Annotated in this window: 16 protein-coding genes and 1 pseudogene; all 17 read left to right on the top strand. The window is 50.5% G+C overall.

Features of this window, described 5'->3' with window-relative positions; genetic code table 11:
* Positions 1-5 precede the first annotated feature (5 nt).
* Positions 6-1,010 carry an ABC transporter ATP-binding protein gene (locus TY10_RS25735; RefSeq protein ID WP_042170242.1) on the top strand — a complete coding sequence of 335 codons (1,005 nt, stop codon included), beginning with the start codon at positions 6-8 and terminating at the stop codon, positions 1,008-1,010.
* On the top strand, positions 1,007-1,969 hold the full coding sequence (locus tag TY10_RS25730) for an ABC transporter ATP-binding protein (protein ID WP_042170239.1): 963 nt from the start codon (positions 1,007-1,009) through the stop codon (positions 1,967-1,969). The genes TY10_RS25735 and TY10_RS25730 overlap by 4 nt, the downstream gene beginning before the upstream one ends.
* 152 nt (positions 1,970-2,121) lie before the next feature.
* The gene (locus TY10_RS29230; RefSeq protein ID WP_052350773.1) at positions 2,122-3,135 is read left to right on the top strand and encodes a glycine-rich domain-containing protein; all 1,014 of its coding nucleotides are present in this window, start codon (positions 2,122-2,124) and stop codon (positions 3,133-3,135) included.
* A gap of 104 nt (positions 3,136-3,239) precedes the next feature.
* Positions 3,240-3,869, top strand: coding sequence for a uracil phosphoribosyltransferase (gene upp, locus TY10_RS25720; RefSeq protein ID WP_042170236.1), 630 nt, complete (start codon positions 3,240-3,242; stop codon positions 3,867-3,869).
* A gap of 38 nt (positions 3,870-3,907) precedes the next feature.
* Positions 3,908-5,057: pseudogene (wecB, locus tag TY10_RS25715) on the top strand (non-hydrolyzing UDP-N-acetylglucosamine 2-epimerase).
* Between the two features lie 188 nt (positions 5,058-5,245).
* Positions 5,246-5,479, top strand: coding sequence for an AtpZ/AtpI family protein (locus TY10_RS25710; protein WP_042170289.1), 234 nt, complete (start codon positions 5,246-5,248; stop codon positions 5,477-5,479).
* Positions 5,472-5,840, top strand: coding sequence for an ATP synthase subunit I (locus tag TY10_RS25705; RefSeq protein ID WP_042170233.1), 369 nt, complete (start codon positions 5,472-5,474; stop codon positions 5,838-5,840). The genes TY10_RS25710 and TY10_RS25705 overlap by 8 nt, the downstream gene beginning before the upstream one ends.
* A 21-nt stretch (positions 5,841-5,861) precedes the next feature.
* Positions 5,862-6,620: a F0F1 ATP synthase subunit A gene (gene atpB, locus TY10_RS25700; RefSeq protein ID WP_042170231.1), complete on the top strand. Its 759-nt coding sequence runs from the start codon at positions 5,862-5,864 to the stop codon at positions 6,618-6,620.
* Positions 6,621-6,708: 88 nt separating this feature from the next.
* Positions 6,709-6,924, top strand: a complete 216-nt coding sequence (gene atpE / locus TY10_RS25695; RefSeq protein ID WP_042170229.1) for a F0F1 ATP synthase subunit C — start codon at positions 6,709-6,711, stop codon at positions 6,922-6,924.
* Positions 6,925-7,013: 89 nt separating this feature from the next.
* Positions 7,014-7,496, top strand: coding sequence for a F0F1 ATP synthase subunit B (gene atpF, locus TY10_RS25690; protein ID WP_042170227.1), 483 nt, complete (start codon positions 7,014-7,016; stop codon positions 7,494-7,496).
* Positions 7,493-8,029: a F0F1 ATP synthase subunit delta gene (locus TY10_RS25685; RefSeq protein ID WP_042170224.1), complete on the top strand. Its 537-nt coding sequence runs from the start codon at positions 7,493-7,495 to the stop codon at positions 8,027-8,029. The genes atpF and TY10_RS25685 overlap by 4 nt, the downstream gene beginning before the upstream one ends.
* A 15-nt stretch (positions 8,030-8,044) precedes the next feature.
* Positions 8,045-9,562, top strand: a complete 1,518-nt coding sequence (gene atpA, locus TY10_RS25680) for a F0F1 ATP synthase subunit alpha (protein ID WP_042170221.1) — start codon at positions 8,045-8,047, stop codon at positions 9,560-9,562.
* Between the two features lie 114 nt (positions 9,563-9,676).
* Positions 9,677-10,537: an ATP synthase F1 subunit gamma gene (gene atpG, locus TY10_RS25675; RefSeq protein WP_042170219.1), complete on the top strand. Its 861-nt coding sequence runs from the start codon at positions 9,677-9,679 to the stop codon at positions 10,535-10,537.
* Positions 10,538-10,620: 83 nt separating this feature from the next.
* Positions 10,621-12,024, top strand: a complete 1,404-nt coding sequence (gene atpD, locus TY10_RS25670; protein ID WP_042170218.1) for a F0F1 ATP synthase subunit beta — start codon at positions 10,621-10,623, stop codon at positions 12,022-12,024.
* 24 nt (positions 12,025-12,048) lie between these two features.
* Positions 12,049-12,447, top strand: a complete 399-nt coding sequence (locus tag TY10_RS25665) for a F0F1 ATP synthase subunit epsilon (protein WP_042170216.1) — start codon at positions 12,049-12,051, stop codon at positions 12,445-12,447.
* Positions 12,448-12,600: 153 nt separating this feature from the next.
* The gene (locus TY10_RS25660; RefSeq protein ID WP_042170214.1) at positions 12,601-13,386 is read left to right on the top strand and encodes a tyrosine-protein phosphatase; all 786 of its coding nucleotides are present in this window, start codon (positions 12,601-12,603) and stop codon (positions 13,384-13,386) included.
* Positions 13,387-13,633: 247 nt separating this feature from the next.
* Positions 13,634-15,856 (top strand): methyl-accepting chemotaxis protein, encoded by a 2,223-nt coding sequence (locus TY10_RS25655; RefSeq protein ID WP_042170288.1) that lies wholly within the window; start codon positions 13,634-13,636, stop codon positions 15,854-15,856.
* The last annotated feature ends 58 nt before the right edge of the window (positions 15,857-15,914 follow it).

The following is a 15,914-nucleotide window of genomic DNA, read 5'->3' as shown; positions in this document are numbered from 1 at the left end:
AACAGATGGAGCGTTTGCTTGAAGTCAATGATCTGCGAGTAAATTTCAAAGTTCGGGGCGGTACCGTACAAGCGGTTCGCGGCGTCAACTTTCATGTGAATAAAGGCGAAGCAGTAGGCATCGTCGGTGAGTCCGGCTGCGGCAAGTCCGTAACCGCGCAATCGCTCATGCGCCTCGTGCCTTCACCGCCCGCCGTAACAACAGGCTCGATTATGTTCAATGGGCAAGATATTTTGAAAAAAACACCGAAGCAAATGGAAGATATCCGGGGCAAGGATATGGGTATGATTTTCCAGGACCCGATGACCTCGCTTAACCCTACATTGACGATTGGCCGTCAAATTACGGAAGGTCTCGTGAAGCATCAAGGCGTTAGCGCCGCGGCAGCGCGCGCCCGGGCGATTGAGATGCTGAAGCTAGTCGGCATTCCGAATCCGGAAGCCCGTTTCAGTCAATACCCGCATGAGTTCTCGGGCGGTATGCGCCAGCGTGCGATGATTGCAATCGCTCTGGCCTGCAATCCTTCGCTGCTCATTGCAGATGAGCCGACAACAGCTCTGGACGTAACGATTCAGGCGCAAATCTTGCGCGTGATGAAAGACTTGCAGCAGAGTATGGGCACTTCAATTATTCTGATTACCCATGATCTAGGCGTCGTTGCGGACGTATGTGACCGCGTTATCGTCATGTATGCCGGCAAAGTAGTTGAGACGGGTACGAAGTGGGAGATTTTCAAAAATCCGAAGCATCCTTATACGAAAGGGCTGCTGCGCTCCGTTCCTCGCTTGGATCAGAAGAAGGACGAGCCGCTTATTCCGATCTACGGCATGCCGCCGGATCTCATCAAGCCGCCGAAGGGCTGCAGCTTCTGCGCCCGCTGTGACCAGGCCATGAAGGTTTGTGTGGATAATGATCCTGAGCTTCTTGCTGTTGACGGCAATGAGTCCCATAAATCGGCTTGCTGGATGGCACATCCTTACGCGACAAAAGCTGAGGAGGTGCCGGTATGAAGGAGCCTCTAGTTCAGGTCAATCATTTGCGCAAGTTTTTCAACCTTGGGGGCGGCAGCATTCTCAAGGCGGTCAACGACATCGATTTCACCATTCATAAAGGCGAGACGGTTGGCGTTGTCGGCGAGTCCGGTTGCGGAAAGTCGACGGCGGGCCGTACGATTCTCCGGCTGTATGAGCCGACAAGCGGCGGTGTAACGTTCCAAGGCGAAGATATCTACAAAATGAAGGGTGCGAAGCTGAAGGCTTTGCGCCGCGACATGCAGATGATTTTCCAGGACCCGTACGCTTCGCTTAATCCCCGTATGACGATTACCGATGTTATCGGCGAGGCGCTCGATATTCATAATCTCGCAGGCAGCCGTGCAGAGCGGAAGCGCAAAGTAGAGGGACTACTTGATCTCGTCGGCTTGAACCCGGATCATGCAACGCGTTACCCGCATGAGTTCTCCGGCGGCCAGCGTCAGCGTATCGGCATTGCCCGTGCGCTGGCAGTTGATCCGAAGTTTATCATTGCGGATGAGCCGATCTCGGCGCTGGACGTTTCCATTCAGGCGCAAGTCGTCAACCTGCTTCAAGATTTGCAGCGAAAAATGGGTCTGACCTATCTGTTCATCGCCCACGACTTGTCGATGGTTAAACATATCAGTGACCGGGTAGCCGTCATGTACTTGGGTAAAATCGTCGAGTTTGCGGAAAGCGGTGAGCTGTACTCACGTCCTGCTCATCCGTATACGAGAGCGTTGCTGTCGGCCATTCCGATTCCCGATCCAGAGGTGGAGGAAAGCCGGGAACGCATCGTATTAACAGGTGATTTGCCGAGTCCGATCAATCCGCCAAGCGGCTGTCAGTTCCACACGCGCTGTCCGATTGCGACGGAGAAGTGCAGAACCGTCGAGCCAGCGTTATTGGAAATTCGCAAAGGCCACTTTGCATCTTGTCATTACGCGGACGTATAGACGCCTAATAAATCATCAGCCTTGCAGACCATTTCGGGATGGAAACGGTCTGCAAGGCTTTTTTGCTTTGAATCGGCTTAAACGGGCGGCGATATGATAAAATGAAGCCATTCTTCTTCCATTAATATGGAATGATGCTCAGGAGGTTATCCATGTCGCCGATTTGGGTTTTACTATTGTGTGTTGCGCTAATTATGCTCGTATTGATGCTTGTACGTAATAAAGGCCGCTCAAGAACCGTAATGATGAAATCTTTTCGCTGGCCTGCTGAACAACCGCCTGCAGCGCTGGGCGTGCCCCAAGGACATCCTGCCCGTTCTGCCGCCGAAAGGCTGGAGACTGCGCTGGGACTTGATCTCGAGAGCCGGGTCAAGGATCGCGTGCTGAAGGAAGCGCCGGGCATGAGCGATGAGGAATGGAACTGGACATGGTTTGAGCTCAAGCGCTATTTCCTCATGTGCGCGGTCGTGAAGCGAGTGCCTATGTACAGCGGAAAAGTCGATGCGGTATGGCATGAAATGCTGATGTTTACGCGAGAATATGAAGGGTTCTGCGTTAAGCTTTGCGGCCAGATGATTCATCATGCTCCCCACGAGCCAAGTGATGTGCCTGAACAAAGTGAGCGGGCTTGGTTCGATTGGGTATATGGGGAATTATTCACGCAAGCTCCTGCGAGCGGACGCCTGTGGGGCAATTTCTATCGGACGAAAATGCCCCAGAGCCGGCTTCAGCCGCTTGCAGATCTTGAGGCTGCCGAGCTGCGCGAGAATTGGTTCAATGTCAAAGCGCTCAGTCAATATAAGGATTTGGATGAAACGGCTGATTATTTAATTTACCGCGCCAAGTCCGAGCTTAGGAAGGCCGGTCAGAACACTGCAGCCACTCCCGCATGGCAGAGCGAATACGATCCTGCGTTTAGCGGCACGGGGATATTAGCCGGCCTGCTGATCGTGAATTCACTGGATCCATACAGTGACAGTGAATTCAGCCGCCAAATGGACTTAGCCCAGACAGAGGAACAACGTCAGGCGAATGACAGCGGGGTGTTTATTCCGCCGGTCTGCGGCTCCGGATCAGATCATTCCGGCTCTGATCATTCAGGGGGAGACGGCGGCGGAAGCGATGGCGGTTCTTCCTGCGGGGGAGGGGGCTGCAGCAGCAGCTAGCACCAGTGAAATCTCAGGATGCAAGGCAGTGGCTACAGTGATATAATAAACGGGATTGTGCCCGAAAAAGAAAATAGATGTATCTACAGGAGGAATTAAGCTTCATGAACAAATTGGTCATCTGCGACCATCCGTTGATTCAGCACAAGCTGACTTTCATTCGGAACAAAGACACGAACACGAAAGACTTCCGCGAATTGGTCGACGAAGTCGCTACCCTAATGGCATATGAAATTACGAGAGATATCCCTTTGGCTACCATAAAAGTACAGACTCCAGTGGCAGAGACCGATGCCAAGGTCGTATCCGGCCGCATGATCGGACTTGTTCCGATTCTTCGTGCTGGACTTGGTATGGTTGAAGGCATCCTGAAGCTTGTACCGGCTGCCAAAGTCGGGCATATTGGATTGTTCCGCGATCATGAGACGCTTCAGCCTTCCGAATACTACATCAACCTGCCTACTGATGCTCCTAACAGACAGCTGATCGTCATCGATCCGATGCTGGCTACAGGCGGCTCTGCTATTGCCGCTATTAATGCATTGAAGAAACGCGATTGCGATCAGATTAAGCTCATGTGTCTGATTGCTGCTCCAGAAGGCGTCAAAGCCGTTCAGGAAGCCCACCCGGATGTGGACATTTATTTGGCTGCACTGGACGAGAAACTGAATGAAAAAGGCTATATCGTACCGGGCCTCGGCGATGCCGGAGACCGTATATTCGGAACTAATTAGCGCGCGGCAGCGACAACTGATACTAGGAGTGAAACGTTTTGTCTAAACTGAAAGTAATGACGATCTTCGGAACGCGTCCGGAGGCGGTTAAAATGGCTCCGCTTGTGCTCGAATTGAACAAGCATGCGGACCAGATCGAATCCATCGTTTGCGTTACGGCGCAGCATCGCCAGATCCTGGACCAGGTGCTGGAGTTTTTCGAAATTCAGCCCGATTACGACTTGAACGTAATGAAAGACCGCCAGACGCTGACGGAGACGACCGTACGCGTGCTGGAGGGGCTTGATCCTGTTCTGACGGAAGCTAAGCCGGACATCGTGCTCGTGCACGGCGATACGCAGACGACTTTTTTCGGCCAGCTACGCTTCTTTTCTGAAGCAAATTCAGGTCGGTCATGTCGAAGCAGGACTGCGGACGTGGAACAAGCTATCGCCATATCCGGAGGAGATGAACCGCCAGCTCGCAGGCGTGCTGTCTGACGTGCATTTTGCCCCGACGGAATGGTCGGCGGACAACTTGCGCAAGGAGAATAAGTCGGAATCTACTATTTATGTGACGGGCAACACGGCAACCGACGTGTTTCAATACACGGTTGATCCGTCTTTCTCTCATCCTGTCATTGAATGGGCGAAGGGCAAACGGATGATTCTGATGACGGCTCACCGCCGCGAAGCGCTGGGCGAGCCGCACCGCAACATTTTCAGAGCAGTCAAACGAATTGCCGACGAGCATGAGGATGTCGCGATTGTCTATGCTGTTCATCCTAATCCGGCAGTACGGGAGCCAGCGAGTGAAATACTCGGCAATCACCCTCGTATCCAGTTGATTGAACCGCTTGATGTTTTTGAATTCCATAACTTTTATCCTCATGCCTATATGATTATGACCGATTCCGGCGGTATGCAGGAAGAAGCGCCGTCCTTCGGCGTGCCAACACTTGTGCTTCGGGATACGACAGAGCGTCCGGAAGGCATTGACGCGGGAACGCTTGAGCTTGTCGGTACGGATGAAGAGAAAGTATACAGCCGGGCGAAGGCGCTGCTGAATGATGGCGCGCTGTACGAACGGATGAGCCATGCGGCGAATCCATACGGTGATGGACAGGCTTCCGCCCGCATTGTAGAGGCGATTTTGTATCATTTTGGGAAAAATGCCGAGCGTCCCGAGCCGTTCACACAACGTTCATAAATAACATGCTTGAAGCCGGATGAAGGCGCAATGTACAGCATACAGTGGTACTGTATGGTTTTGCCTTCAGGAAAGTCTTTATTTATCAAGGCTTTTGGCGGTTTTTTCATAGAAAATTCGCAGTTATATCAATTGACAAACCTTGCGCCGCTTCGATAAAATATATGAGGATTGACAGGGGTATGATCATGAATAAAAAGAGCAGAAGGGACAACCCGTTGTTCGCTGCCGGAATGGTTGGCGCACTCGGTTTGCAAGTCGCTGTATGTATCTTTTTAGGCTACTGGATCGGATCTTCGCTCGGACGCCGGCTCGGCGACGAGAAGGGTTGGACGGTCGGGGGCATCCTGGTCGGTCTGGCTGTCGGTATACTCTCAGCCATTCTGCTCGTTAAGAAGGTTATGGAGGAAGCCGATGGATAAAATAGTTAACACAGCAGTGCGGGCGGTCCTTCTTATAACTGCGGGTTGTCTGGTAGTTTGGGCTTTGGTTCCCGAATGGCGCACAGTCATTCTCGGTCTTTTACTGGGATTGGCAGGCAGTTCCTTGAATGCGTTTTTATTACGGAAACGCGTGGAAAGAGTCGCTCATGGAGCCGCTGGTATGGGGCCAAGTAAATCGGGCCTCGGGCTCGGTAGCCGGATTGCGACGGTGCTGCTTGTCGCGATGATTGCCTACCGTTTACCGGAGAAGTTCAATATGCCGGCCGCGTTAATCGGTTGTATGGTTGTACCGTTTATACTATTAGCAGCAGCTTATTTCATCAACAAACGACAATCATAGCGAAAGGGGTGAAAATTTTACATGCATGAATTTCCCATATGGCAGCTTGGACCGCTTCAGATTGACATAGCTACGTGGACTGCGCTTTTGGTTTCTGTAATCGTAACGTTTGTCGTTGCTAGATTGGCGGTTCGAAATTTGTCGGTGGACAACCCGTCGAAGATGCAGAACTTTCTCGAATGGGCTGTCGATTTCGTGCACAACCTTATCGGTAGCGCGATGCCGCTTAATCGGGTGAAGCCATTCATGTCGCTCGGCTTGACGCTTATTATGTTCATTTTTATCTCCAACTTGCTTGGTCTTCCATTCGGTATCGTGACGGAACCCCATCACGCGTATGAGAGCCTGGGTATTACGAAAGAGATGCTGGAGCATGGTCACGTCGCAATCGCTTGGTGGAAATCCCCGACAGCGGATATTTCAGTAACGGCGGGTCTGGCGATTATCGTTTTCGTAATCGTACATTTCCTCGGTCTGAAACAGAACAAAAAGCATTATCTGAAGCACTACTTCCAACCGTATCCGATCTTCTTCCCGATTAACGTAATCGAGACGATCTCCAAGCCGGTAACGCTGGCATTGCGGTTGTACGCGAATATTTTCGCAGGTGAGGTTCTGATCAGCACGATCTTGATGATTGGCTGGCTCGGTACGCCATTCCTGATCGCTTGGCAAGGCTTCAGTTTATTCGTAGGTGCGATTCAAGCGTTCTTGTTCACCATGCTTACCATGGTATACATCTCGCAAGCAGCTATTCATGACGAAGCAGAACATCATTAATACACGTTTGACACCTGAGCTGTACTAAGGTTTGGGTTAGTTATAGAAATTCCAAAAAAAACGATATTTTTCGAGGAGGATTTTCACAATGGAAGTATTGGCAGCAGCATTAGCAGTAGGTTTGGGCGCAGTTGGCGCTGGCGTAGGTAACGGTCTGATCGTTAGTAAAACAGTTGAAGGCATCGCGCGTCAACCAGAACTGCAAAGCAAACTTCAAACAACAATGTTTATCGGTGTAGGTATCGTCGAAGTAGTACCTATCATCGGCGTAGTTATCGGTTTCTTGGCGTTCTTCAGCGCTTAATTGAACATTCGCGACTGGCGGGGAAGGCCTAGCCCTCTTCGCCTTCGTTATGATTTAGACAATTCTGTGGTGAGGAAGGAGTGGCAACAATGGGTTGGCATTGGGAATCTACAGTAATCGCGATGGTTGCGTTCGGGATTTTGTACTGGTTGTTGAGCAAGTACGCGTTCGGACCATTGTTCAACATTATGGAGCAGCGCAGACAATTGGTGCTGGAACAGATGAATACGGCAGAATCCAGCCGCAAACAGGCTGAAGCGAATATGGCTGAGCAGAAGGCGGCGCTTGATCAAGCTCGCAAGGACGCTTACGACATTATCGAGCAAGCGAGAACGACAAGCACGAAACAAGCGGACGACATCGTTCAAACGGCGAAAACGGAAGCGACTCGCCTGAAAGATGATGCTTTGAAAGATATCGAAAGCGAGAAAAACAAAGCAATCGCTGCGCTTCGTACAGAAGTTGGCGGTATCTCGGTTAAAATCGCATCGAAAATCATCGAGAAGCAAATCGACGAAAAATCTCAGGAGCTGTTGGTTAATCAATACCTGAAAGAAGTAGGAAGCAAATGAGCCGGGATACAGTCGTAGCGAAGCGCTACGCCAAAGCATTGTTCGAGCTGGCTCAGCAGAATGGCATCGCAGCAGAAGTTGAAGATCAGTTGAAGCTAATCGTCGATACGCTGGCACAAAACGAAGAAGTCGTGAAGTTTCTTTCCTTCCCAAACATCGATCCGGCAAACAAAATTTCGGTTTTGAAAACGACATTTGGCGACAACGTATCCAATCTTGTATTGAATACGCTTGAATTGCTGGTCGTTCGCGGACGTCAGGATGTTATTGCGGAAGTATATGAAGCCTTCACTAAAATTGCGGGCGAGGTTCTTGGTCAAGCCCATGCAACGATATATGCCGCTACTCAGCTGTCCGTAACGGAATTCGCGGACGTTGTGACTCATTTCAGTCAAGTAACCGGCAAAAAAATTATTGCTCAGCAAGTTGTAGAGCCTGCTTTGCTCGGCGGCGTACAAGTACGCATCGGCGACCGTCTGTACGACGGAAGCTTGTCCGGCAAACTGGATCGTTTACAAAAATCGTTTAAGTAGATAGGGGTGAACGAATTGAGTATCAGACCTGATGAAATCAGCACGCTGATTAAACAACAGATCGAACAATATAAATCCGACATTCAAGTCGTCGACGTCGGTACCGTAATTACTGTCGGTGACGGTATCGCCCGCGTTCACGGTTTGGAGAATGCGATGCAAGGCGAATTGCTCGAATTCGCTAACGGTGTTGTGGGTATGGCGCTTAACTTGGAAGAAAGCAACGTGGGTGTCGTTATCCTCGGGCCTTACAAGGATATTAAAGAAGGCGACCAAGTTAAACGTACGGGCCGCATCTTGGACGTACCAGTTGGCGAAGAGCTGCTGGGCCGCGTTGTTAACCCGCTGGGCCAACCGCTTGACGGCAAAGGTCCAATCAACACGAAACATACTCGTCCGATTGAATCTCCGGCACCAGGCGTAATCGACCGTAAATCGGTTCATGAGCCAATGCAAACTGGGATCAAAGCAATCGATGCGATGGTACCAGTAGGCCGCGGCCAACGTGAGCTTATCATCGGTGACCGTCAAACGGGTAAAACGACGATCGCAATCGATGCGATCATCAACCAAAAAGGCAACGGCGTGAAATGTATTTACGTCGCTATCGGCCAAAAACAATCCACGGTTGCAGGCGTTGTTGAAACGCTTCGTAAACATGGCGCGCTTGATTACACAATCATCGTAACAGCTGGCGCTTCTGATCCGGCTCCACTCTTGTACCTGGCTCCTTACGCTGGTTGCTCGATGGGCGAATATTTCATGTATAAAGGCGAGCACGTTCTCGTTATTTATGATGACTTGACGAAACAAGCGGCAGCATACCGCGAATTGTCCTTGCTGCTGAAACGTCCTCCGGGCCGGGAAGCTTACCCGGGTGACGTATTCTACATTCACTCCCGTCTGCTGGAACGCGCAGCTAAGCTGAGCGACGCGCTGGGCGGCGGTTCCTTGACGGCTCTGCCTTTCATTGAGACGCAAGCATCCGACGTATCAGCTTACATTCCAACAAACGTAATCTCGATTACAGACGGTCAGATCTTCCTGGAAGCCGACCTGTTCAACTCCGGCCAACGTCCGGCAGTAAACGTAGGTATCTCGGTATCCCGTGTAGGCGGCTCCGCTCAAATTAAAGCAATGAAAAAGGTTGCCGGTACGCTCCGTCTGGACCTTGCGGCATACCGTGAGCTTCAAGCGTTCTCGCAGTTCGGCTCTGATCTTGATAAATCGACGCAAGCCCGTCTGAACCGCGGCGCTCGCACAATGGAGATTCTGAAACAAGGTGCTAACCAGCCGATGCCGGTTGAGAAGCAAGTTATCTCGATCTACGCTGCAGTTAGAGGCCATCTGGACGAAATTCCGGTTGTTGACATTCTGCGCTTCGAGAAAGAATTCCACGCGTTCCTCGACTCCAACCATTCCGAAATCGGCGAATCGATTCGCACGAAAAAAGAAATGGATGCAGACACCGAGAAAGCATTCGTCGACGCATTGAATAAATTCAAGAAAAGCTTCTCTGTAACAGAAGCTTAAATGAGAATCGCCTGACGCCCGTCCTGCATTGTACGGGCGTAGGTTCCATGCTCAACACCAGGCCCTGTGCATCGCGCGAAGCGCGGACCGGGCATCAAAGGCGGGTGAAATGAAATGGCTAAAGGCATGCGCGAGATTAAACGCGAAATTAAGAGTAAACAAAGCATGAAGCAAATCACGAAAGCGATGGAGATGGTTGCAGCATCCAAGCTGAGAAAAGCTCAGGAAGCAGCAGTAGCATCCCGTCCTTACGCGGATAAGCTGAAAGAAGTGGTAGCTAGCATTGCGGCCGGCTCGAAGGACGCGAAACATCCAATGCTGGAGACGCGTCCGGTCAAGAAAACGGGTTATCTCGTTATTACGTCGGACCGCGGCCTCGCAGGCGGCTACAACTCCAACATTTTGCGCAAAGTTACGCAAACGATTCGCGAGAAGCATAAATCGACAGACGAATACACGTTGTTCGTTATCGGTCGTAAGGGCGCGGATTATTTCCGCCGCCGCAATATGCCAATCACCGAAGACGTTATCGGATTGTCCGATTCACCTACGTTCGCTGATATTAAGTCGGTTGCTTACTCCGCTGTGAAGAATTTCACGGAAGGCACGTATGATGAATTGTACTTGTACTATAACCAATTCGTGAACGCGATCACTCAAATTCCGACAGAGACCCGCTTGCTGCCGCTTGATGAAGTAAGCAGCAACACGGCTGTATCCTCTTACGAGTACGAGCCTTCACCGGAGGGCGTACTGGAAGTGCTGCTGCCGAAATATGCGGAGACGCTTATTTACAGCGCTGTACTGGACGGCAAAGCGAGTGAGTTCGGCGCGCGGATGACTGCAATGGGCAGCGCGACGAAAAATGCTAACAAAATGATTAATCAGCTGACGCTGACTTATAACCGAGCTCGTCAAGCAGCGATTACCCAGGAAATTTCCGAGATCGTTGCGGGAGCTAATGCACAATCGTAAGACTAATGCTGCGCCATACCGCTGTTGCGTTTAGCGAGGGTGGTATGGTTTTCGCAGAACATGAGGAACCAGGAGGGAAAACCATGAAAAAAGGACGCGTTGTATCCGTCATGGGTCCGGTCGTCGATTTAGAGTTCGAACGCGGCAACCTGCCGGAAATTTTGAACGCTGTCAAAATCAAGGAGAAGGGCGAAGCAGGCGGAGTTCCAATCGATCTGACGCTTGAAGTAGCTCTTCATCTGGGAGACAACATGGTTCGTGCTGTTGCAATGAGCACAACTGATGGTCTTGTACGCGGCATGACCGCTACTGACACAGGCGCACCTATTACGATTCCAGTTGGCGCACCAACATTGGGCCGTGTATTCAACGTATTGGGCGAGCCAATTGACCAAGCGGGCGGCGTGAAATCGGAAGTTAATCTTCCTATTCACCGTGAAGCTCCAGCATTCGACGAATTGTCCACACAATCGGAAATTCTCGAAACCGGCATTAAAGTTATCGACTTGCTTGCTCCTTACGCAAAAGGCGGTAAAATCGGCCTGTTCGGCGGCGCTGGCGTAGGTAAAACGGTAACAATTCAAGAGCTTATCAACAACATCGCTCAAGAGCATGGCGGTATTTCCGTATTCGCCGGCGTAGGCGAGCGTACTCGTGAAGGTAATGACCTTTACCACGAGATGAAAGATTCCGGCGTACTGAGCAAAACAGCGATGGTATTCGGACAAATGAACGAGCCTCCAGGCGCGCGTCAACGCGTTGCACTGACAGGTCTGACAATGGCTGAGTACTTCCGTGATACGGAAGGCAAAGACGTATTGTTGTTCGTCGACAACATCTTCCGCTTCACGCAAGCGGGCTCTGAGGTTTCGGCCCTTCTTGGCCGTATGCCATCCGCGGTAGGTTACCAGCCAACGCTGGCAACTGAAATGGGTCAATTGCAAGAGCGGATCACGTCGACGAAAAAAGGTTCGGTTACTTCGATCCAAGCGATCTACGTACCTGCCGATGACTATACCGACCCGGCTCCTGCTACAACGTTTGCTCACTTGGATGCTACGACAAACTTGGAACGTAAAATTTCCGAGATGGGTATTTTCCCAGCGGTTGATCCGCTCGCGTCGTCGTCCCGTATTCTGAGCGCCGACATTCTCGGTCAAGAACACTACAACGTTGCTCAAGGCGTTAAGCAAATCCTGCAACGCTACAAAGAGCTTCAAGATATTATCGCGATCCTGGGTATGGACGAGCTGAGCGAAGAAGACAAACTGACTGTCGGCCGCGCACGCCGCATTCAACTGTTCTTGTCGCAACCGTTCCACGTTGCCGAGCCTTTCACAGGCCTTGCAGGCAAATACGTGCCGGTTAAAGAATCTGTACGCAGCTTCAAAGAAATTCTCGAGGGCAAACATGACGACCTTCCGGAAGAAGCTTTCCGGTATGTAGGTACGATTGAAGAAGCCGTGGAGAAAGCCAAAACGCTGTAATAGCGAAAGGCGGGAGGAATCCACATGAGTACGTTTTTAGTAGAAATCGTAACACCGGAACGCAAAGTTTACGCAGAAACAGCTAATATGGTTAGCGTTACGGGCGTGGAAGGCGAGCTCGGCATTTTGCCGAATCACATTCCGCTTGTTACGGCGCTGCGTATTGCTCCGATCGTCATCAAACGTGATAACAAAGTGGACGTTATCGCGGCAAGCGGCGGCTTTATTGAAGTCCGCAAGGATAAAATCGTTATTCTTGCCGAGAGCGCTGAGCTCGCGACTAATATCGATATTAACCGTGCGCAATCCGCGAAAGAACGTGCCCAGCAGCGTCTGGCTGCAAAGCGCGACGAAATCGATTATCGCCGGGCAGAGCTTGCTCTGCAGCGTGCGATGAACCGGATCAACGTCAGCGAGCGTTAATTTACAATAAGCACCGTTCAAGTCTCAATACTGAGCTTGGGCGGTGTTTTTCTTTTCAGTCTCAAAATTGGGGCTCCGGGCGTTTGACAGTAACGGCGCTGTATCCCACAATGGAGTGTAAGGAAACTGAACGTGAAGAGAGGTACCGCTCCAATGATCGATATACATTCGCATATCTTGCCAGGGATCGATGACGGCGCCGCTGACTGGGCCGATTCATTGATGCTAGCCCGTGCTGCTGTTGCTGAAGGCATTACCGATATTATTGCAACGCCTCATCATTACGACCGGAAATACAAAAACGATGCCGATCAGGTATTAGCGCTGGTTAATGAGCTGAATGACCGATTGAACAAGCAAGACATACCTTTAATGGTTCATGCAGGTCAAGAAATACATATCCATGAAGAGCTCCTTGCCCACTTGGATGAGGGAAATCTGCTTAAACTAGCAAATTCCGATTACATGCTGTTAGAAATGCCGCATTCCCGTATTCCGAATGCGATGGAGCACATCGTCTATGAGCTTTGTCTAGCTGGCATCAAACCTATCATTGCGCATCCGGAACGGAATGCCGAAGTCGTGAAGCACCCGGAACGTCTTGCAGCATTAATAGAGCTCGGCGCATTCGCGCAAGTAACGAGTCATTCCTTGCTCGGAGGGTTCGGACGGGAGATTGAACGTATTTCATGGGAGCTTTGCCGTCAGGGCCTCATTCATTTTATTGCTTCCGACGCCCATAATCTTGCTTGGCGGGGCTTCAGAATGCGGGAGTCGTTCGAGAAAACGGAAGAGGTGCTTGGCGTAAGTACAGCTGCTGCCTATGCGCGCAATGCCGAGCTGCTCTTGCACAATAAAGAGGTCGGTATGACAGCGATTCGCCAGTCGGAACGCCGGCATAAGGGTTGGAGCTCCTTTCGTTCTTTATTTCGAAAGTGATCTTCCCTTACATATAGGACAATAATAGAGTAAGGTAATAGGTTAATGTTGAGTTAAAAAATCATAATTATGACAAAAACAATCAATTTAACATGTTACTATTCATGTTTGATTGATTTTTTTGCGTTCATAGTACTTTATACATAAATAAATTTATCAAAAAAGCCCTGCAATGGATGTGATAAGAACTATTTTATGTTAATATTGTTGACATGAGATCGTACGACACAGGATGTGGGGGATGCGCATGTTTGACTGGTTAGGCGCGAAGAAAGGGCTGCCTCTATGGATTTCATGGCGGCTTAACAGTAAATTGAAAGATGACGTAGAACAGATATTCGAAGGTATTGCAGATACCCGTAAAGAGCTGCTCATGTCATGGGCCCATGAATACTGGGGACATATGAAGAAACTGGCCGAACAGCTAGGGCCCTATTTGCCGGCAGACAGCGAAGCGATCACAGATGTACAACGGCAAGCAGCCTCACGCTTGCTGGAGCGAACATATTTAAGAGGAATGGATTTCACCGAAATCTTCGTTCTGAACATAGCCAATGAGGTTATTTATTCTACATATCAGAAGCACGAGGGAAACGGTTACGGCGCAGATACAGACTTGTTTCCAGGTTTACAGCATCTTCACAGCAGTGGTCAGCCTAAGTCCTGCCTTTATGGTCCGTACGGAGATCCGATTACATTAGAGCTGGGGCCGAGGTCGTCCAGCTTCCACGATAAAATGACACTGACGTTTCTGCAGCCGCTTATCGTGGCTGGTGAATATCGGGGAGCGGTCTGCGGACGGGTGCCGAACGACGTCTTGGGTGATTTGATTCAAAGGGAATCAGGTCATGTGTACCCGGACTCCGGTGACAACTACTTGTTCATGGCGAAGCCTCAGTTGAACAGCCATATAGCGCTTGGTACGGCTTTGTCGAGAAGCCGGTTTGAGGACCACACATTTACGCATGGCGAGAATTTGAAGGATGGCGTGACGACGGACTGGGGCATCGTATCGATTAAGGAGCATACGGAGCTTGAAATTATTTTCACTGATCCGGCTACAGGAGAGCTTCATCCGGGTGTCACGAATACCATTCGGAACGGCAGCAACCTATTCGTTGAATTTCCGGGATATTCTGATTATCGTCATATCCCGGTTATTGGCAAAGGGGTAACGTTCCAGCTTCCGCATTGTCCCGATGTGTGGGGAATGATGTGCGAGGGGGATTTGGAAGAGGTATATCGCATTCGCAGCATCGAATGGCGTCAGCGCAGGGTTCAGCAGCGGCTGCTATTCATACAAGCGATATTGACGGTTGTCCTTGTAGGTTTTCTTGCCAGTCAGGCTTCACCTTGGGTGACGGGTGCCGCTGCAGGCGGGTTTGCGCTTCTGTTCGGACTAGTCATATCGGGGACGCTGCAGCGTAAAGAATCGAATCGCGTAGTTGGGCATTTAAGCCGAATTAACCGTTTTATCCGCATCAATGCGGAAGGAAAGGGAGACTTGACGCAGCGGCTAAAGCTCACTGAATTTGATAATGACGAGTCCAGAGAACTGGCGAAATGGATCAACAATATGATCGATTCTCTGGAGGGCATCATGCTGCAGGTGAAGCTCGCTGCATCGGATGTACTGTCCAGCCAGCATACGATGAATGAATCGGCGGTAGTTACCGCCAAATCGACGGAACGGGTAAGCGGACAGGTTGGCGAAATGATCGGCAGCATTCGCTTGCAGCTGAAGGACATCGATATGGCGAAGGATGCCGCGGATGCGATGAGAGATACGCTTCGCGCATTGGAGCTACAGGCAGCAGAGCAAATTGCGGTAGCGCAATCCGAAGTAGATCGGATCGGCGAGAAGATGCACCATATTTCTTCAAAGGTTGGCGACACGAATGATACGATTCGCCGATTCATGCATACGGTAGATGAAATTCGCGGTGTACTGCAAGTTATCGAGGAGATTTCAGCGCAGACGAATTTGCTTGCGCTTAACGCATCTATCGAAGCGGCACGGGTTGGCGAGCAGGGAAGAGGCTTTGCGGTCGTAGCCGCAGAAATCCGTAAGCTTGCGGATTTAACCCGCAAGTCGACGGAAGAGGTACATGGCATTACGCACCAAATCTATGAGGAAGCGAAGCAGGCCTATACTTCAATGGACGAAGGGACGCAGGTCGTCGAGGAAGGAACGCAATTGGTTGCCGCCGCTGCCAGCACGCTGCAATCGGCGCAAAATGAAGACAACCGCAAGACACAGGTCGTTGATGAGGTCGTGCAGCTGATGGAGAGGATTGCTGTGGTTAGCAAAACAAACCGTAAAGTATCCTCCAATGTAGAAGGAAGGGTACAGGAGTTAATTGTTGAAATGGCAAATGTCCGCCATACATCAGAGAGTGTAGAGTCGATTACGAGATTTCTTCAGCAGCTTGTCGGTCAATTCAAGCTGACGGAATCACGCCATCGTTAATTTTTCATCCTAATTAGTTATGGTAAGAAACGATGCAAGGCAAGGCGAGAGACTGTCT

This window comes from Paenibacillus gorillae (genome assembly GCF_000513275.1).
GTDB lineage: Bacteria > Bacillota > Bacilli > Paenibacillales > Paenibacillaceae > Pristimantibacillus > Pristimantibacillus gorillae.
This window is presented reverse-complemented; position numbering and strand designations above follow the sequence as displayed.